Consider the following 18,241-nt stretch of genomic DNA (forward strand, 5'->3'; position numbering starts at 1 on the left):
GGCGACATCGCGTCACCCATCCATCTGCCGTGAGGTATCCCTGTGTCTTCTTCGTCGTCCCCTGCCCGTTTCCGTCTCGCACCGCATGAGCTCTGGCGCGGCATCTGCTCCACCGCCCGCAGCGACGTGCTGGGCGGCGGTCTGCTCCTGACCGCCACGCTCGCCGCCCTGATCCTCGCCAACTCCCCCGCCGCCCCCTGGTACGAGGCCGTCAGGGACTTCCGCTTCGGGATCCCGGAGTGGCACCTCGAGCTCAGTGTCGGCGCCTGGGCCGCCGACGGGTTGCTCGCGGTGTTCTTCTTCGTCGTCGGACTGGAGCTGAAGGAGGAGTTCGTCGCCGGACGCCTCCGCGACCCGCGCCGTGCCGCGCTTCCGATCGCCGCCGCGGTGGGCGGCGTCATCGTCCCCGCCCTCTTCTTCGTCGCGATCAACGCCTCGTCGGGCGCCGAGGTCCTCCGCGGATGGGCGATCCCCACGGCCACGGACATCGCGTTCGCGATCGCGGTGCTCGCCGTCGTCGGCCGCTTCCTGCCGCCCGCCCTGCGGGTGTTCCTGCTGACCCTCGCGATCATCGACGACCTCATCGCCATCACGATCATCGCCACCTTCTACACCGAGACCATCAGCTTCGCCTGGCTGATCCTGGCGCTCCTCCCCCTCGCGGGCTTCGCACTCGCTGTGCAGAACGGCATCCGATCCTGGTGGATCCTGCTTCCCGTCGCCCTGGCCGTCTGGGCGTTCGTGCATGCGTCCGGGGTGCACGCGACGGTCGCGGGGGTGCTGCTCGGCTTCATGGTGCCGGTGCGTCCGACGGAGCGCGCGCGGGTGCGGACCGGGACGGACGCCGACGGCGCCCCGGTCTACGACGGTCTCGCCGCGCACTTCGCGGATCGCTGGGGCATCGTGGCGACCCTCGTCGCCGTGCCGGTGTTCGCCTTCTTCGCGGCCGGCGTCGAGATCGGCGGCGCGGAGGGCCTCGTCTCGGCGCTGACCGACCCGATCACGATCGGGATCATCGCGGGGCTCGTGCTCGGTAAGCCCGTCGGCATCCTGCTCACGACCTTCCTGTTGAGCCGCATGCCGGCCCTGCGCCTCGATGAGTCGCTGCGCTGGCCGGATCTCGCGGGCATGTCCCTGCTCGCGGGCATCGGGTTCACGGTCTCGCTGCTGGTGGGCGAGCTCGCGTACGGCAGCAGCAGCGTCGCGGACGATCACGTGAAGATCGGCGTGCTCGTCGGCTCCCTCCTCGCCGCGGTCCTCGGCGGACTCGTGCTCGCAGCACGAAGCCGGCGCGCGCGCGGGGCCGCCTCAGCCGGCTGATGCCCCGGCGCGACGGCCGGCCTCAGGCGATCTCGAGGTTTCCGGCCGTCGCGCTGCCCGGCGGTTCCGGTACCAGGTAGAGCCCGGTGGGGCTGTTGGCCGTGTAGGCGAGCGCGTCGACCCACGCGCGATTCACCTCGGGTCTCCTGCTGCCGAAGTACTGGAAGACGATGCTGCTGTAGGCGTGGATCCAGACGGTGTTCTTCCCGCCGCCGACGCTGGCATCCTCCCGCCAGCTGAACGCGAACGGCTCCCCTCGACGCAGCTTCGCGGTGATGACGAGCTGGATGTGCAGGAGCGCGCGGTCCTCGAGTTCGCATCGTTCGTACGCCTCCCCGTCTCATCCGTCAATGCCCTGAGTCATCCTCGAGGCGGCGCCTAGCGTCGGTCACTCCACGGAGCGAAGGAGCATCCGATGAAGGCGATGACCTACCGCGGACCGTAGAAGATCCGCGTCGAGGAGAAACCCGACCCGACGATCCACCATCCCAACGACGCGATCGTCCGGGTCACGAGAGCGGCCGTATGCGGGTCGGATCTCCACCTCTTCCACGGCATGATGCCCGACACCCGCATCGGGCACACCTTCGGTCACGAGATCGTCGGGGTGGTGGAGGAGGTCGGCCCCTCGGTGGAGAGCCTGCGCCCGGGCGACCGGGTGATGGTGCCGTTCAACATCTACTGCGGCTCGTGCTACTTCTGCCGCCGAGGCCTCTTCTCGAACTGCCACAACGTGAACCCCAACGCGACAGCGGTCGGGGGGATCTACGGCTACTCGCACACGACGGGCGGGTACGACGGCGGGCAGGCGGAGCGCGTGCGCGTGCCGTTCGCCGATGTCGGCCCGTCGGTGATCCCGGAGTGGCTCACCTCCGAGGACGCGCTGCTGCTCACGGACGCGTTCTCCACCGGCTACTTCGGCGCGCAGCAGGCCGACATCGCCGAAGGGGACACGGTGGTCGTGTTCGGCGCCGGGCCCGTCGGCCTGGCCACTGCCCGCTCGGCCTGGTTCCTCGGCGCCGGACGGGTCATCGTCGTCGACCACCTCGACTACCGGCTCGAGAAGGCACGGGACTTCGCCTTCGCCGAGACGATGCACCTCCACGAAGCCGGTGACATCGTGCTCGCCCTGAAGAAGGCGACCGGCTACCTCGGCGCGGACGTGGTGATCGACGCGGTCGGCGCGGAGGCGGACGGCAGCGTCGTCCAGCACGTGACCGCCGCGAAGCTCAAGCTGCAGGGCGGCTCCCCCGTCGCGGTGAACTGGGCCATCGACAGCGCGCGCAAGGGCGGCACCGTGTCCGTCCTCGGCGCGTACGGTCCTCTGGTGACCTCGGTGCGCCTCGGCGACATCATGAACAAGGGGCTCACGGTGCGCGGCAACCAGGCTCCCGTGAAGAGGCAGTGGCCGCGGCTGCTCGAACACATCCAGGCAGGGCACATCCGTCCCTCCGAGCTGCTGACGCATCGCTTCCCGCTGGAGCACATCGCGGAGGCCTACCACGTGTTCTCGTCCAAGCTCGACGACTGCATCAAGCCGCTCATCGTCGTCGGAGAGGAATGACCATGCCGTACGAAGGATCTCGACCCATCCCCGCACCGACCCCCGATGAGCTGCGTGCACGGATCCCGGGCTGGGGCGCCGACCTCGCCCCCGAGCACCGCCGCACCTGGCAGCAGCTGGAGGATGTCGGCGACACCGGCGCGCACTGGGACCTCCCCGAGCGTCAGGGCCCCGACCGCGGCCGCGAGCGCTCGATCGAGCACGGGATGCTGCCTCCCGTCTGGGGCACCGCGCAACCGCTGCACGGCCTGTCCGGCGCCATCCGGCGCGTGGCCTACGACCGGTTCAGCGAGACGAAGAACACCCGCTGGCTGCTGCTCGTGCTGGGCGACCGCGTCGATGCCGTGACCGCGCACGCCCGCTCCCTTGTCACCCGGCGGCCGGACGACCCCATCACGCAGACCGGCGTCCTCGCGGAACCGCAGCATCGCCCGCTCGCGTCGCGGTTCGGACGCGGTCGGATCGATCTCCGGCACACCTGGCTCGACCCGATCATCGTCGTGGGGCCCTGGGTGCTGACGGCGGTCCTGGGCGTCCGCGCTCTCCGCCGCCTCGGCCGTCGGCGCTGAGCCGGGACCGAGACGGCGGCGTGGTGGCGCTCAGCGCTGCAGGATGCCCGCGGTGACCACCTCCGGACGGAGATCGAGCCGCCGCAGCAACTGCGCATTGAGCGCTACCACGATCGTCGACAGCGACATGAGCACCGCGCCGACCGACATCGGCAGCACGAAGCCGATCGGAGCGAGCACACCCGCCGCGAGCGGGACGGAGAGCAGGTTGTACCCGGCCGCCCACCAGAGGTTCTGCGTCATTTTCCGGTACGAGGCGCGGGAGAGCTCGATCACCGACAGCACTGCACGCGGGTCGTCGCCGGCGAGGATGACCCCGGCGGAGGCGATCGCCACGTCGGTGCCGGCGCCGATCGCCAGGCCGACGTCGGCCTGAGCGAGCGCGGGCGCGTCGTTCACGCCGTCGCCCACCATCGCGACCCTGCGGCCCTCGTGCTGCAGCTCCTGCACCTTCGCGGCCTTGTCCTCCGGCCGGACGCCCGCGAACACGCGGTCGATGCCGAGGTCGGCCGCGACGGTGTGCGCGACGGCCTCCGCGTCGCCGGTGATCATCACGACCTGGACACCGAGCGCGTGCAGGGCGTCGACCGCGTCCCGCGACTCCGGGCGCACCTCGTCCGCGAGCTTGAGCGCCCCGATGACGTGTCCATCCCGCAGCACATGCAGGATGATCGCGCCGTCCGCACGCCAGCCCTCCGCAGCGGGGAGCTCGTGGGCATCCTCCTCCGCGAGCAGGTGCGGGCCGCCGACGCGGATCATCGCACCGTCCACCGTCGCGGTCACCCCCACCGCCGGCGAGGACGAGAAGTCGCGGCTCGCCGGCACGCGGAGTTCCTTGTCGCGCGCGGCGCGGACGATGGCCTTCGCCAGCGGATGCTCGCTGTCGGCCTCGGCGGCCGCGGCGAGCGCCAGCACCTCCTCCGCGGTCTCCGCACCGGCCACCGACACCGCGGAGACGACGGGCTCACCCTTGGTCAGCGTGCCGGTCTTGTCGAACAGCACGGTGTCGACGGTGCGCATGCTCTCCAGGGCCAGCCGGTCCTTCACGAGCACCCCGCCGCGAGCTGCGCGCTCGGTCGCGATCGAGACGACGAGCGGGATGGCCAGGCCCAACGCGTGCGGGCAGGCGATCACGAGGACGGTGATCGTGCGGATGACGGCGTCGTCCGGCAGGCCGACCGCGCTCCACACCACCGCGGTGATCGCGGCAGCACCGAGCGCGAACCAGAACAGCCAGCCGGCTGCCGTGTCGGCCAGACGCTGTGCGCGGGACGAGGAGTTCTGCGCCTCCGTAACGAGCCGCTGGATCCCCGCGAGCGTCGTGTCGTCTCCGGTCGCCGTGATCTCTACGCGCAGCCCCGAGTCGGTGGCGACGGTTCCCGCGGTCACAGGGTCGCCGGTCGCCCGGGTGACGGTGCGCGACTCCCCCGTCACCATGGATTCGTCCATCGAGGCACGGCCGTCGACGATCCGCCCGTCGGCGGGGATGCTCCCGCCGGGGCGCACCACCACGACATCGCCCACGCGGAGGTCCGACGGGGAGACCCGCACGACCTGATCGCCCTCCACACGCTCCGCCTCGTCCGGCAGCAGCGCGGCCAGCGAGTCGAGGGCGGAGGTGGTCTGCGCCAGAGAGCGCATCTCGATCCAGTGCCCGAGCAGCATGATCACGATGAGGAGAGCGAGCTCCCACCAGAAGTCGAGCTCATGATGCAGCAGGCCGAGGCTCGCTCCCCAGGACGCGACGAACGCCACCGTGATCGCGAGCCCGATGAGCAGCATCATGCCGGGCTGCCGGGCACGGATCTCGCTGACGGCGCCGGTGAGGAACGGCTTCCCTCCCCAGACGTACATGACCGTGCCGAGGACCGGCGACACCCAGACCAGGCCCGGGATGTCGGGAAGCGGGTAGCCCACGATCATCGCGAACATGCCCGAGAGCAGCACGGTGGGCACGGCGAGGACGAGCATGATCCAGAACAGCCGCCGGAACTGGGCGACGTGGTCGCCGTGATCGCCATGGCCCCCGTGACCGCCGTGTCCCGCGTGATCGTCGTGCCCGGCGTGCCCACTGTGTCCCGCGTGGTCCGTGTGGTCCGTGTGGTCTCCGTGCGCGGCGTGCTCCGCGTGTCCGGTGTGGTCCGCGGGCGTCCCGGTCCCCGTTCCCGCGAGGTGACCGTGCGCGGAATGGTCGTGATGCGAGGTGCTCATGTCTTCCCTCCAACGTCGATGATGCCGTGCGGGGCCGGATCTGTCGCGGCCCCGCACGGGTGGGGGCTCAGGCCGCCCTGGTGTACTTCGCGGGATCGGCGTCGAATGCCGGCCCGCAGCCCGCGCAGCAGAAGTAGTAGCGGGTGCCCTCGTGGTCGCGGTACAACCCCGCGGCCTCGGCGGTCGCGATCACGACGGGCGTTCCGGCCATCACCGGGCATTCGGCCATGCCCTCGGCCGGCGCGGCGAGCAGGTCGGTGCGCCCTTCGGCGGAGACGCCGCTCTGGCGCGGGACGCTGCAGCAGGATCCTGCGGGGGAATCGGACATGTCGGTACTCCTCTGTCTCTCGTTCACGGGGTGTCCACCGCCCTGCTGCGGAAGGACCGCAGGCGGAGGCTGTTGCCGACGACGAAGACGCTGGAGAACGCCATCGCCGCACCGGCGAGCATGGGGTTGAGCAGGCCGAGCGCCGCCAGCGGGATGGCTGCGACGTTGTAGGCGAACGCCCAGAACAGGTTGCCCTTGATCGTGCCGAGCGTGCGGCGGGACAGGCGGATCGCGTCGGCCGCGCTGCGGAGGTCGCCGCGGACGAGCGTGATGTCGCTCGCCTCGATGGCCGCGTCGGTCCCGGTCCCCATCGCCAGCCCGAGGTCCGCCTGGGCGAGGGCCGCGGCGTCGTTCACACCGTCTCCCACCATCGCGACGACCTTTTCTTCGCCCTGGAGCCGGCGCACCACCTCGACCTTGTCCTGGGGCAGCACCTCGGCGATCACCTCGGTGATCCCCACCTCGCGGGCGATCTGCTCGGCCACCGCACGGTTGTCTCCCGTGAGCAGGACGGGCGTCAGTCCCAGCGCCCGGAGCTGCGCCACCGCCTCCGCGCTCGTGGCCTTGACCGTGTCGGCGACGACGAGCACCCCGCGGGCACGACCGTCCCAGCCCACCGCGATCGCGGTCTTGCCCTGGGCCTCCGCCTCGGCCTTGACCGCAGCCAGCCCCGCGGACAGGTGCTGCGACCAGTCGGCGAGCAACGAGGCGCGTCCCACGACGACGGCGTGGCCGTCCACGATGCCCTGGACGCCCCTGCCCTCGACGTTCGCGAACTCCTCGACGCTCGGAAGGGTGCCGAGCTCCCGGGTGGCCGCGGCCGCCACGGCCTGCGCGATGGGGTGCTCGGAGGCGTCCTCGAGGGCCCCGGCGAGCCGCAGCAGCTCCTCGCGCTGCACGCCGTCGTCGGTGTGCACCGCCGTCAGCGTCATGCGACCGGAGGTGACGGTGCCCGTCTTGTCGAGCACGACCGTATCGACCTTCCGGGTCGACTCGAGCACCTCGGGGCCCTTGATGAGGATGCCCATCTGGGCGCCGCGACCCGTGCCGACGAGGAGAGCGGTCGGCGTGGCCAGGCCCAGAGCGCAGGGGCAGGCGATGATGAGCACCGCGACCGCGGCGGTGAAGGCGGCGGCAGCCGGGAACCCGGCCGCGAGCCAGGCCACGAGCGTGCCGAGGGCGATCACGATCACGATCGGCACGAAGATCCCGGAGACACGGTCGGCGAGCCGCTGGACCTCGGCCTTCCCCGTCTGCGCCTCCTCCACGAGCCGCGCCATCTGCGCGAGCTGGGTGTCGGCGCCGATGCGGGTCGCGCGGACGACGAGGCGTCCCCCGGCATTCACGGTGGCGCCGGTGACGACGTCGCCCTCCCCGACCTCGACGGGCACCGACTCGCCGGTCAGCATCGAGGCATCGACGGCGGACGTGCCGCCGACCACCACCCCGTCGGTGGCGATCTTCTCCCCGGGCGCACGACGAACTCGTCCCCGACCCGCAGCGCGCTCGTCGGGATGCGCGTCTCGACGCCGTCGCGGAGCACGGCGACCTCCTTCGCGCCGAGCTCCAGCAGCGCGCGGAGCGCCGCACCGGCCTGACGCTTGGAGCGCTTCTCGAAGTAGCGTCCGGCGAGGATGAACGTGGTCACCCCCGCTCCGACCTCGAGGTAGATGTTCCCGGCACCGTCGCTGGGCGCGACGGTGAACTCGAACGGGTGCGTCATGCCGGGCATCCCGGCGGTGCCGAAGAAGAGCGCGTACAGCGACCACAGCAGCGCGGCGATCGTGCCCATCGAGATGAGCGTGTCCATCGTGGCCGCACCGTGCCGGAGGTTGATCCACGCCGCCTTGTGGAACGGCCAGGCCGCCCACACGATCACGGGACCCGCGAGCGCGAGCGACAGCCACTGCCAGTACGTGAACTGGAGCGCCGGGATCATCGCCATCGCGATGACCGGGACGGTGAGCACGACGGAGGCGATCAGCCGCTGCCGCAGCGCCGTCAGCTCCGGATCCGGCTGCTCTCCGTCGGGCTGCGCTCCCTCCGGCGCGGGAGGCGCGGGGACGACGGCGGTGTATCCGGTCTTCTCGACCTCGGCGATGAGCACGGCGGTGTCGACGCCCGCCGGCACCGTGACGCTCGCCTTCTCGGTCGCGTAGTTCACGGTGGCGGTGACGCCGTCGAGACGATTGAGCTTCTTCTCGATCCGCATCGCGCACGACGCGCAGGTCATGCCGCCGATCTCCAGCTCCACGCTGGTCGCGGACGGGGTGTCCATCAGGACCGGACCGCCTGGTAGCCCGCCTCGTCCACGGCGGCCAGCACGGCCGTGTCGTCGACGGGGGCGGAGCTGCGCACCACGAGTCTCCCGCTCTGCGCGCTGACATCGATACCCTCGACACCGGGGATGCGCGACACCTCGTCGCGGATCGCCATCTCGCAGTGGCCGCACGTCATTCCGGTGACCTGGTACTCGCTCGTGCTCATCATGCTTCCTTTCCTCGGGATACCCCCCTGGGGTACTCCTTCGGCACAACCTTATACCCTCCGAGGGTATTCCCGCACGCCCGGCCGCAGCGGGACTCGTCCGCTCCGGGTGAGGGACGCTCGGCATCCGACGCCGCGCCTGGGAGGATCGCGGTCATGGACTCCTCACCTCTGTCTTCCTGGCGGGACACCGGCACACGGCGCACCATCGAGGCGTTCGTCGCCGCCGTGACGGAGGGTCCTGACGCCGTTCCCGTCGACGAACGCATCGCGGTGTTCGACAACGACGGCACTCTCTGGTCGGAGAAGCCCATGCCCACCCAGCTGCACTACGTCGTCGAGCGCTGGCGCGAGGAGGCGACCCGCGACCCCTCCCTGGCCGACCGGCAGCCCTACCGCGCCGCGGTCACCGGTGACCTGGGCTGGCTCGGCACCGCGATCGACAAGCACTACGCCGGCGACGACTCCGACCTCGGCGTCATCATCCAGGCGCTCCTGGGACTGACCGATGGCGTGAGCGTGGAGGACTACGCCCGCTCCGTGGCGGAGTTCTACCGCACAGCCCAGCTCCCGCTCCTCGGCCGCCCCTACGCCGAATCGGTGTACCGCCCGATGGTCGAGCTGCTGCGGTACCTCGAGGGCCACGGCTTCACGTGCTACATCGTGTCGGGCGGCGAGCGCGACTTCATGCGGCCGATGACCCAGGCGAACTACGGCATCCCTCCCGAGCGCGTGATCGGCTCGGCGCTCGGACTCGCCTACGACGAGAAGGACGCCAGCGTCCGCTACTCCTCGGCCCTGGCGTTCTTCGACGACGGACCGGAGAAACCGGTGCGGATCTGGAGTCGGATCGGGCGGCGCCCGCTGCTGGCGGCCGGCAACTCGAACGGCGACATGCCGATGCTCGACTTCGCGCACGGCGGCCCTCGGCCCGGACTCGCGCTGCTGATCCATCACGACGACGCCGACCGCGACGACACGCCCTACGACACGGGAGCGGAGCAGGCCCTCCACGCAGCCGCCGACCGCGGGTACACCGTGGTGAGCGTCCGCGACGACTGGGCGTCCCTGTTCCCCGACCCCGTCTGAGTCGGGGATCACCGGTCAGAGGGCGCAGCGGAACCCGATGTGGGTCATGGCGGTGTCCTCCGCCTGCGCCGATCGCGCCGCGGGGCGGTAGCGGAGGCAGTACTCCGGAGCGCACAGATGCGATCCCCCCTTGAGCACGCGGCGAGGGATGGGCGACCCGGGCTCGGAGGACAGCAGGCTCGCGCGTTGACCGGCGTCGACACCGACCGCACCTGGCGGCACGTGCCGGTGCGTCCAGTAGTCCACCGTCCACTCCCACACGTTGCCGATCATGTCGTGCAGGCCGTACCCGTTCGCGGGGAACGAGGCGACCGGAGCGGTGCCGATCCACCCGTCGGCACCGTCGTTCCGGTACGGGAAGGCGCCCTGCCAGGTGTCGGCCATGAGGGTGCCGTCCGGCTTCGTCTCCTGACCCCAGGCGAAGCGGGCGCCGACGAGGCCGCCGCGCGCCGCCCATTCCCACTCCGCCTCCGTGGCAAGGCGCTTGCCTGCCCACGCGGCGTAGGCGACGGCATCGGGGTACGCGACCTGCACGACCGGATGATCGAGGCGGTCGTCGATCGACGAGGCCGGTCCGAACGGGTGGCGCCAGGACGCCTCGGGCTCCCACCGCCACCACTGCCGCCAGTCGCGCAGGTCGACGGGGCCGCGAGTCGGCGTGAACACCATGGCGCCGGGGACGAGGTCGTCCGGATGCACCCCGGGGTAGTCGGCGGGGTCCATCGGCCGCTCGGCGATCGTGACGTAGCCGGTGTCCTCGACGAACGCGGCGTACTGGCGGTTCGTCACGGGGTGCTGATCCAGCGCGAACGCCTCCACGCGCCGTTCGTGGACGGGGCCTTCCTCCGGGTAGAACTCGTCCGACCCCATGAGCAGCGTTCCGCCGGGGACCTCGATCATCGCCGTCATGCCCTCATGCTAGGCCGCCGCCCGCTCCGCGCGGTCACTCGCGCGACAGCATCGCGGCCGCCTCGAGCTCCATATCGAGATACTGCTCCGCGCTCACGTCGACCGCCACGCCCAGGAGCGTGCCGCCGGTGAACGGGAACGGGTTGGCGTACTGCGCACTCACCGCGTCGGCACTGTCCCACCCGACGCAGAGCCCGTCGCCGCAGAGCGTGAACTTGCCGACTTGGGCCCGCATCGGACCGGACGCCACGGCGCGATCATCGACGTACAGCGTGGCGGTGCCGACGGACTCGCCGTGCTCCCCCGCTCCCTCCCGCACGAACTCCACGCCCAGGGTGTGCGGGCCGGGGGCGAGCTCGTCCGAGGTGAACGACTGCTCCGGCGGGATGCCGAGGAAGTTGTACACGTAGACGAGCCTGTTGTCCTTGAGGAACAGCGAGTGCCCGCCGAAGCGGGAGCCGTGCGCGAAGAGCACTCCCTCGGCGCCCTGCTCCAGGATGACGTCGGCGATGATCTTGTAGGAGCGCCCGCGGACGTTCACCGCGACGCTCTCCGGCACCGCCGCGGTGCCGGGGAAGTAGACGTACCGCTCCCGGGGCGCCTCGGCCTGAGGCCGGGGAACCGTGAGGATCTCGCGGGCCGACCGGTCGTCGAGGGGAAGGGCGAAGTTCGCCTCCGCCTCCGCGAACCACGCGGCGATGAGCTCCTGCAGCTTCTCCGGGTGCGTCGCGGCGAGGTCGTTCGACTCGGAGCGGTCCTCCGCCACGTGGTACAGCTCCCACACGTCGTCGTCGAAGTGGCCCTTGCCGCTCAGCGGCGCGTGCACCGCCGCCGCCTTCCAGCCGTCCTTCCAAATGCCCCTGGTGCCGAGCATCGAGTAGTACTGCACGCTCTTCCGCGTCGGCCCGTCCGGCGCGGCGTCGAAGGAGTACTTCATCGAGACGCCGTCGAGCGGTCGCTGCGGCACTCCGCGGTAGGACTCCGGCATCGCGATGCCGATCACGTCGAGCACCGTCGCCACGACGTCCACCGAGTGGTGGTACTGGTGGCGCAGCTCCCCCTTCGCCGCGATCCCCTTCGGCCAGTGCACGACCATCGGGTCGCAGGTGCCGCCGGAGTACTGGGAGTACCGCTTGAACATCTGGAAGGGCGTGGAGAACGCCGCCGCCCACCCCGTCGGGTAGTGGTTGTAGGTGTCGGCGGACCCGAGCGTGTCGATCATCGCGAGGTTCTCGGCGAGGTCGTCGGGGTAGCCGTTGAAGAACTTGTTCTCGTTCACGGAGCCGTCCGGCGATCCCTCCCCCGAGGCGCCGTTGTCGGCGCAGTAGAAGATGATCGTGTTGTCCAGCTGCCCCGTCTCCTCCAGGTAGTCCACGATCCGGCCGACCTGGGCATCCGTGTACTCGGAGAAGCCCGCGAAGACCTCCGCCATCCGCGCGAACAGCCTCCGCTCGTCGTCGTTCAGCTCCGCCCACGGGCGCACGTGATCGGCCGGGTTCGCCGCTTCCTCCGGCAGCGGGTTGAACGGCGTCATCTGCGTGCCCTCCGGCAGCACGCCCTTCTCGATCATGCGGGCGAGCACCCACTCGCGGTAGGCGTCGTAGCCGTCGTCGAACGCCCCCTTGTACTTGTCGATGTACTCCTGCGGCGCGTGGTGCGGCGCGTGGTTCGCGCCCGGGCAGAACCACATGTACCAGGGCTTCGAGGGATTCGAGGCCTGCTGGTTCCGGATCATCGCGAGCGCCTGGTCGGCGAGGTCCTTCGACAGGTGGTAGCCGTCCTCCGGGCGGTACGGCTGCTCGATGAAGTGGTTGTCCTCGACCAGGTCGGGGTACCAGTTGTTGGTCTCCCCGCCGAGGAAGCCGTAGAAGCGGTCGAAGCCGAGCTGCAGCGGCCACATCGAGCGGCTGCCCCCCGGCGCGATGTCCTCTTCCGGGACGTTGTGGTTCTTGCCGAGCCAGAACGTGCTGTACCCGTTCTCCTGCAGAACCTGTCCGATGGTCGCGCACTCGGCGGGGAGCCGCCCCGCGAAGCCGGGGAAGCCGTTCGTGCCCTCCATGATGACGCCCGCGCGATTGACGTGGTGGTTACGGCCCGTGAGCATGGTGGACCGCGTGGGAGAGCACAGCGCCGTGGTGTGCCACTGCGTGTAGGTGAGACCCCCGGCGGCCAGACGGTCCATCGTCGGCATCGCGATGCGGCCGCCATACGGCGACCAGGAGGCGAGGCCGGTATCGTCGTACAGCACCACGAGGACGTTCGGCGCTCCGTCCGGTGCCTTCCGCAGCTCGTACGGCGACCAGTCGGGACGGGAGTCGCGGACGTCCAGCGTGATCTCGCCCGAGAAGTCTGCGTTGAATTCCGACATCGTCTCTCCTTCGTTCCTGGCGCGTCCGCGCTCTCTTCGGCCTGAGTCTTCCGACCCCGCGCGCGTGCCGACAGGGGTCCTCACCCGCGCCGGGTGATCTCCGCGTCGCTCGCGTCCGCGCCGACGGCGGCGTCCTGCTCCTCCGGCGCCGTGGCGGGGACCGGCCGTCGCAGCAGCTCCACGAGGATCGTCAGCACGAGCACGCCGATCGCCACGCCGAGGACGGCGCCGAAGGTGACCGGACGCGTCGCCAGGAGGATGAGCACCCCGATCGCCATCCCGGCGATGAGGATCGCACCGCGATAGCGGTCGACCGCCCGCCCGAACCGCCCGGTGGAGATCCCCCGTGCCTCCGCCGTCTCGCGCAGCGCCCCGAACCCGCTCTCCGTGACGCCGCGCACCGTGCGCGCGCTGCGGCTCGACCCGGCGAGCCAGGCCCACAGCGCGATGAGGACCCCGACCAGAGCGAGCGCGACGATGGTGGACCCGAGGAGGGCCGTGAGCTGATCGAAGAGGGATTCGGCCGCCGACGCCGTCATGATCGACGGGCTGACGGCGCTGACGAAGAACCCGTGTCCGATCCCCATCCCGGCGGCGAGGAGGAGGAAGACGACGGCGAACCCGGCGCTCGTCCAGAACAGCGCCCGCGGCCGGTTCACCGCGAGCAGCACACCGAGGACGACGAGACCGAGCACGACCCACGGCAGCCAGAAGCCCGCCGTCACCGCGATCTGGTAGACCGTGCGGACCAGCACCAGGGCGTCGGCCTGCACCACCGGGATGGTGCGATCGATCACCGGGATGAGGTCGGCGACCCCGGCCCCACGCTCGGCCAGAGCCTCCTTGACGCGTTCGACGACCGCCCCCACGTCCACCGAGAGGACCCCGTCGTCGCTGAGGTCCAGCGCGGTGCCGGGCTCGTCCTGCAGGATGGCGACCGCGCGCTCGTGGGTGAAGCGGAGCGTCTCCGCCCAGATGTCGGCGAACTGCTGCGACGACACCACCTCGTGCACGACGCCGTCGATCAGGGACGACAGGCCGGAGGCGGCCGGCGCTTCCAACAGGCCGAGGGCGGCGGCGGCGCGCGGCGGGAGGTCGAGGGCACGCAGGCCGTCGAAGAGCTCGCCGACCACCGCATCCAGGTCGACCTGCTCGTCGATGGCGGCCGTCACCTGATCGGCGACGAAGTCCTGCACGTCCGGATCCTCGGCCAGCGGGGCGAAGGTCGCGACGAACCGGTCCGCGTCGACGAGCTGCAGCCGCGCCCATGTCCCCATCGCCGCGATCGGCGCGAGGAGCACGGCGACCACGAGCACGATCCCGGCGATGATGCTGCGGGCCGAGATCCGGCGTCGAGGGCGTCGGAGCGCCTCGTTCTCCTGCTCCAGCGCACGCAGCCGTGCCCGCAGGTCCTCGATCTCGCTCATCGCCGCCTCGTCTCGATCGTCGCGACGCTCAGCTCAGCAGCTTCTGCTTCGCGGCCGTGAACTCCTCGTCCGTCAGCACGCCGGAGGCCTTCAGCGATCCGAGCTCCTGCAGCTTGGCGATCAGGTCGTCCGCCGCTGCGGGCGGCGCGGCCGGCGGGCTCGTCGGCGGCGCATACTGCGCGGCCGCGGTGCGGGCCGCATCGTCCATCTGGGCCTGTTGCTGGGCGGCCTCGTACTGCTGCTGCTCGTACTCGCTCTGTGCGCGGCGCTCCTGGTGCCGCATCGCGGCTCCCTGCACCGCGGTCGCCGTCCCGGCGACCACCGCGGTCCGCGCGGCGAGACCGATGAGCCCCGGCCGGCCGAATCTCCGCAAGGGCATGTCATTCACCTTCCTGTTCGAGGATGTCCATCACCGCGTTCACGACGGGTGCCGGAACGCGCTCGCTGCGCAGCACCTGGCCTCCCGCGGCGGCCACATCCTGGGCGAGGGTCCGGGCGAACAGGAGCTCCAGGACCACGACCGCCGCCGACCGTCCCGGCGGCACGACCTCCGCCAGGGCGCGGACGTCGTCCTCGCTCGCGAGCCCGGCGACGATCGGCTCGAGGCCGTCGAGGACGGCAGTGCCGTCGTCCTCCTCGACCTCGAGGATGTCGAGATCCCCCTCCGCCGTCCGCGTCACCAGCACGAAGTCCAGCACGCGCACCACGCCCTTCGACACCAGGTCGGTCAGCGCGCCGAACGTGGACGGATCCGGCCGATCACCGTCGAAGCCCACGAGATAGAACTCGACGGGCCCGAATCGGAACTCCTTCATGTCGCCACCCTTCATCCGCGGTCCAGAATGGCACCGCCGTCGTCGCCCGCGCGCCGGTCCTCACCCGCTCCGGGTGAGGATTCGGGACTCCCTCTCCGTGCGGCTGTCACCATCGGAGGACGGGACGAATCGAGGGTGGCTATGAGGAGCCGGGTGCTGGGCGACGTGGCGTTCGTCGTGGTCGAGCTCCGCAGCGCACACCCGGGACCGCCCGTCCTCGAACCGCTGCTGCGTCAGGTCGAGGACGGCACGCTGCGCGTGCTCGACTTCCTCATCGTCCGCCGCGACGCCGCCGAGGGGCAGCGCATCACGGAGGTCGACGGCGACGACTTCTCGCTCGCCGGCCTGCCCCTGTACGCACCGGGACTGATCTCCCTCGACGATGTCCGGCATTTCCTCCCGTGGGTGCCTCCCGACGCCGTCGCGGCCGTCATCCTCGTCGAACAGCGCTGGGACGTCCGCTTCATCCGCGAGGTCGAGGACGCCGGGGACCGGATCCTGGCGACACAGGCGATCCCCTCCGCGGTCGCGAACGCCGCGCTCGTCGCCACCCTCGGTGCGGGCCCCTGACGCCGTGCCTGCTCACACGGTCGCGTGGACGGCCTCCCGCCGGGACGAGACCCCGAGCTTGCGGTAGATCGCTCGTTGATGCGTCTTCACCGTGTTCACCGACACGGAAAGCTCCTGGGCGATCTCCGGCAGCGTGCGCGCCGTCTGCATCTGGTGGAAGACGTCGCGTTCCCGCTCCGACAGCCGATCGGTCACGGAGCCGACCGCGTCGACGGCGAGGCATGTCTCGATGAACTCCTCGAACTGCGTGCCGTGATGCACATGCGCCTGCAGCAGCCGGCGCACCGCGACCTCGCGCGGGCCGAAGAGCACGACGAGGTTCTCCGCGGACGCGACCGAGAGGGCGGCCTCGCACAGGTCATGCGCGTCCTCCTGGTGCCCCGTCGCCCTCCGGAGCGTGGCCGCGGTGATCAACGTGGCGGCTTTGACGTACGACAGCTCGGACGCACCCCGCAACGACCGCAGCATCTCCAGCGCCGCCGCATGCTCCTCGGCGCGACGCAGGATCCCGGACAGGGCGACGCCCACGAGCGGGAGGTCGGTACCGCCGGCATACTTCTTCGCGATGCGCAGTGCGCGCTCCCTCCGCCCCACCGCCTCTTCGAGCAGGGCCACCGACGACTCCCGGAACGCCGGCCACTCCACCCCCTGGACGACGTCGATGGGGAGCTCCTGCACGCTGATGGCCGCTCGGCGGCAGATCGCGGGGTCTCCCGTGAGCGCGGCGGCATAGGCTCCCATCATGCGTGCATGTCCGGCCAGATCGCGGCCGGACGCGGCTTCCTCACGCGCCGCGTCGAAGATCCGGACCGCCTCCTCCGCCTCGCCCGACCAGTACGCCACCCACCCCGCGGCGGCCACGGCGCTTCCGCGCGCGAAGGTGTTCCGCGGAAGAAGAGCCTCCCGGGTGGTCTCGGCCTCGGCGAGCACGGCCGCGGCCTCCGTGAGCCGGCCGGAGGTGGCGAGGCCGTAGGCGAGATGTCCGACGGCGCGGGACGTGAGCTCCCGATCGCCGGCCTCCCTCGCCTCGCGCGCCGCCGCCGAGAAGTACTCGATCGCGAGGTCCGGCGATTCGCGATTGCGCAGCGCGGTCCACCCCAGCAGATGGTTGAGCGCCACCCGACCGCCGTACATCCTGTCGTCCTCGGCATCCAGCAGCGCACGGATCTCCGGACCGGATGCGGCCACCTCGACGGACGACTCCGCGAGCAGCAGGCGGACGATGAGCAGGACGGCGGGGTCGGCCTGCCCCGGCGTGCGATCGAGGAGTGCCTCCGCCCGTCGACACAGCTCCCGCGCGACGCGATGGTCCCCGAGGACGTCGCTGGCTCCGGCCCGCACGAGCAGCAGGTGCGGATCATCCGGGTTGTCGCGCAGGAGAGCCGTCGCCGTCCGCTCCACGTCGACGGCCGAGGAGCCGACCACGAGGCCCAGCCAGTGCCGCAGGAGGATGGCCCTGGCACCGGCCCGATCCCCGGCGCGCCGCGCGTGCGTCACGGCGGCGATCGGATCCGTGTGCTCCAGAGCACGAGCGGCCCGGCGGTGCACCGTGGCGAAACGCGCCGCATCCGTCCGCGCGAGGTCGGCGCACCGACGCGCGAACGCGGGGTGCCAGCGGTACGTCGGGCCCTCCGGGCCGTCGAACCGGTCGAGGAACAGCCCGAGCCGAACGCAGGTCTCCAGGAGGTCGGCGGCGTCGTCTCTCGCCGTGACCTGTGCGGCGGTGTCGGGCGTGAGCTCCGCGCAGGCCGTCCCCTCGAGGACGAAATCCGCGAGCGCGGGCGGCAGCGCGTCCAGGACGTGCTCACGGATGTACGCGCCGAGGAAGGACGAGGCCGTCGACGCCGGGCTCGACGGCAGGGAGCCGCCGACGAGGACCAGCCGCACCGCGATGGGCCAGCCCCCGGTCTCGTCGCGCACCGCGGCCGCATCGAGCCCACCGGGCGCCGACCGCGTCAGACTCCGGATCTCGTCCGCCGAGAACCGGAGGGTGTCCACGCCGACGAAGGCTCCCGGGTTCATGAGGCGGTGGCGGGACAGGGTGACCTCGATCAGGGTCGTCCCCACCAGGAGGAGCCGCAGTCCGTCCGGAGGCTGGTCGGCCAGGAGCCCGAGGAGACCATCGCTCCACGCCTCCCCGGCACGGTGGGCATCGTCGACGACGAGGTGCACCGGGTGCTCGGCGTCCTGGAACGCCGCACAGATCTGCCGGTAGGCGCGCACCGGATCCTCGATGTCCCGCGGCGCGGCGAACACGCGCCCCGCACGCTCCCCGGCGAGCGCCAGCGCGTTCAGGACACCGGCGGTCAGCAGTGCGGGGTCGTCGTCGGACGCGCTCAGCGCGAGCCAGGCGACGTCGTCGCGCGATGCCGCCCAGGCAGCGACGGCGGTGGTCTTTCCATAGCCGCTGGGCGCGCTGAGGACCGTCACCCCGTCCGCCTCGATGGCAGCCGCGATCGCCGCGGTCACACGTTCCCGCGGCACGACGCCGATGGGCGTGGCGGGCGGCCGGAAGCGCATCGCCGGTCCCGGCCTCGTGGAACGTACGGGAGGCGACATGGCAACACGAAACCACGCGTCCGCG

General features: G+C 71.3%; 14 protein-coding genes and 1 pseudogene. 5 read left to right on the plus strand and 10 right to left on the minus strand.

All coding sequences use genetic code 11. The features are described from left to right. The first annotated feature begins 42 nt into the window (after positions 1-42). The 3 genes from nhaA (at position 43) to AB0300_RS10005 (ending at position 3,453) form a co-directional block, all read left to right on the plus strand. On the plus strand, positions 43-1,320 hold the full coding sequence (nhaA, locus tag AB0300_RS09995) for a Na+/H+ antiporter NhaA (protein WP_366215933.1): 1,278 nt from the start codon (positions 43-45) through the stop codon (positions 1,318-1,320). Between the two features lie 448 nt (positions 1,321-1,768). Beyond that, a complete protein-coding gene (locus AB0300_RS10000) occupies positions 1,769-2,884 on the plus strand; it encodes a zinc-dependent alcohol dehydrogenase (protein ID WP_366215976.1) in 1,116 nt (371 codons plus the stop codon). A gap of 2 nt (positions 2,885-2,886) precedes the next feature. Further along, entirely contained in the window at positions 2,887-3,453 is a 567-nt protein-coding gene (locus tag AB0300_RS10005) for a hypothetical protein (protein WP_025103121.1), read from the plus strand. A 30-nt stretch (positions 3,454-3,483) separates the two neighbouring features. Here the strand turns inward: AB0300_RS10005 and AB0300_RS10010 are convergent, their stop codons facing one another. From AB0300_RS10010 to AB0300_RS10025, 4 genes and pseudogenes are all read right to left on the minus strand, one after another. Next, a complete protein-coding gene (locus AB0300_RS10010) occupies positions 3,484-5,424 on the minus strand; it encodes a heavy metal translocating P-type ATPase (protein WP_366215977.1) in 1,941 nt (646 codons plus the stop codon). A gap of 307 nt (positions 5,425-5,731) precedes the next feature. After that, entirely contained in the window at positions 5,732-5,992 is a 261-nt protein-coding gene (locus AB0300_RS10015; protein WP_071328346.1) for a YHS domain-containing protein, read from the minus strand. 23 nt (positions 5,993-6,015) lie between these two features. Beyond that, positions 6,016-8,270 (minus strand): annotated as a pseudogene (locus AB0300_RS10020) (heavy metal translocating P-type ATPase). Beyond that, positions 8,270-8,479 carry a heavy metal-associated domain-containing protein gene (locus AB0300_RS10025; protein ID WP_025103117.1) on the minus strand — a complete coding sequence of 70 codons (210 nt, stop codon included), beginning with the start codon at positions 8,477-8,479 and terminating at the stop codon, positions 8,270-8,272. The pseudogene AB0300_RS10020 and the gene AB0300_RS10025 overlap by 1 nt, the downstream one beginning before the upstream one ends. Before the next feature lie 156 nt (positions 8,480-8,635). On the opposite strand from AB0300_RS10025, the gene AB0300_RS10030 reads away from it, so the two are divergent. Then, entirely contained in the window at positions 8,636-9,568 is a 933-nt protein-coding gene (locus AB0300_RS10030; protein ID WP_366215934.1) for an HAD family hydrolase, read from the plus strand. Positions 9,569-9,583: 15 nt separating this feature from the next. On the opposite strand, the gene AB0300_RS10035 is transcribed toward AB0300_RS10030, so the two are convergent. The 5 genes from AB0300_RS10035 to AB0300_RS10055 all read right to left on the minus strand — a co-directional run bounded on the left by AB0300_RS10035 (position 9,584) and on the right by AB0300_RS10055 (position 15,087). Then, positions 9,584-10,477, minus strand: coding sequence for a formylglycine-generating enzyme family protein (locus AB0300_RS10035; RefSeq protein WP_366215935.1), 894 nt, complete (start codon positions 10,475-10,477; stop codon positions 9,584-9,586). Between the two features lie 34 nt (positions 10,478-10,511). Continuing rightward, complete coding sequence (locus AB0300_RS10040; protein ID WP_366215936.1) at positions 10,512-12,845, minus strand: arylsulfatase; 2,334 nt, start codon at positions 12,843-12,845, stop codon at positions 10,512-10,514. 80 nt (positions 12,846-12,925) lie between these two features. Continuing rightward, a complete protein-coding gene (locus AB0300_RS10045) occupies positions 12,926-14,272 on the minus strand; it encodes a hypothetical protein (protein ID WP_366215937.1) in 1,347 nt (448 codons plus the stop codon). 28 nt (positions 14,273-14,300) lie between these two features. Next, positions 14,301-14,651, minus strand: coding sequence for an SHOCT domain-containing protein (locus AB0300_RS10050; RefSeq protein ID WP_085607242.1), 351 nt, complete (start codon positions 14,649-14,651; stop codon positions 14,301-14,303). Between the two features lies 1 nt (position 14,652). Beyond that, positions 14,653-15,087, minus strand: coding sequence for a DUF6325 family protein (locus tag AB0300_RS10055; protein WP_025103111.1), 435 nt, complete (start codon positions 15,085-15,087; stop codon positions 14,653-14,655). Positions 15,088-15,228: 141 nt separating this feature from the next. Here AB0300_RS10055 and AB0300_RS10060 point away from each other — a divergent pair, with 141 nt between their 5' ends. After that, positions 15,229-15,657: a DUF6325 family protein gene (locus tag AB0300_RS10060; RefSeq protein ID WP_139833334.1), complete on the plus strand. Its 429-nt coding sequence runs from the start codon at positions 15,229-15,231 to the stop codon at positions 15,655-15,657. Positions 15,658-15,669: 12 nt separating this feature from the next. On the opposite strand, the gene AB0300_RS10065 is transcribed toward AB0300_RS10060, so the two are convergent. Further along, a complete protein-coding gene (locus tag AB0300_RS10065; RefSeq protein ID WP_366215938.1) occupies positions 15,670-18,216 on the minus strand; it encodes a LuxR C-terminal-related transcriptional regulator in 2,547 nt (848 codons plus the stop codon). Positions 18,217-18,241: the final 25 nt, after the last annotated feature.

The organism is Microbacterium sp. NPDC078814 (genome assembly GCF_040702645.1).
In the GTDB taxonomy this organism is placed as follows: Bacteria; Actinomycetota; Actinomycetes; order Actinomycetales; family Microbacteriaceae; genus Microbacterium.

Bases quoted from the DNA above. Each gene is read 5' to 3' on its own strand.
- AB0300_RS10040 (WP_366215936.1), bottom strand. From the start codon at position 12,845: ATGTCGGAATTCAACGCAGACTTCTCGGGCGAGATCACGCTGGACGTC.
- AB0300_RS10030 (WP_366215934.1), top strand. From the start codon at position 8,636: ATGGACTCCTCACCTCTGTCTTCCTGGCGGGACACCGGCACACGGCGC.
- AB0300_RS10055 (WP_025103111.1), bottom strand. From the start codon at position 15,087: ATGAAGGAGTTCCGATTCGGGCCCGTCGAGTTCTATCTCGTGGGCTTC.
- AB0300_RS10010 (WP_366215977.1), bottom strand. From the start codon at position 5,424: ATGCTCGTCCTCGCCGTGCCCACCGTGCTGCTCTCGGGCATGTTCGCG.
- AB0300_RS10050 (WP_085607242.1), bottom strand. From the start codon at position 14,651: ATGCCCTTGCGGAGATTCGGCCGGCCGGGGCTCATCGGTCTCGCCGCG.
- AB0300_RS10025 (WP_025103117.1), bottom strand. From the start codon at position 8,479: ATGAGCACGAGCGAGTACCAGGTCACCGGAATGACGTGCGGCCACTGC.
- AB0300_RS10015 (WP_071328346.1), bottom strand. From the start codon at position 5,992: ATGTCCGATTCCCCCGCAGGATCCTGCTGCAGCGTCCCGCGCCAGAGC.
- AB0300_RS10035 (WP_366215935.1), bottom strand. From the start codon at position 10,477: ATGACGGCGATGATCGAGGTCCCCGGCGGAACGCTGCTCATGGGGTCG.
- AB0300_RS10060 (WP_139833334.1), top strand. From the start codon at position 15,229: ATGAGGAGCCGGGTGCTGGGCGACGTGGCGTTCGTCGTGGTCGAGCTC.
- AB0300_RS10045 (WP_366215937.1), bottom strand. From the start codon at position 14,272: ATGAGCGAGATCGAGGACCTGCGGGCACGGCTGCGTGCGCTGGAGCAG.
- AB0300_RS10065 (WP_366215938.1), bottom strand. From the start codon at position 18,216: ATGTCGCCTCCCGTACGTTCCACGAGGCCGGGACCGGCGATGCGCTTC.
- AB0300_RS10005 (WP_025103121.1), top strand. From the start codon at position 2,887: ATGCCGTACGAAGGATCTCGACCCATCCCCGCACCGACCCCCGATGAG.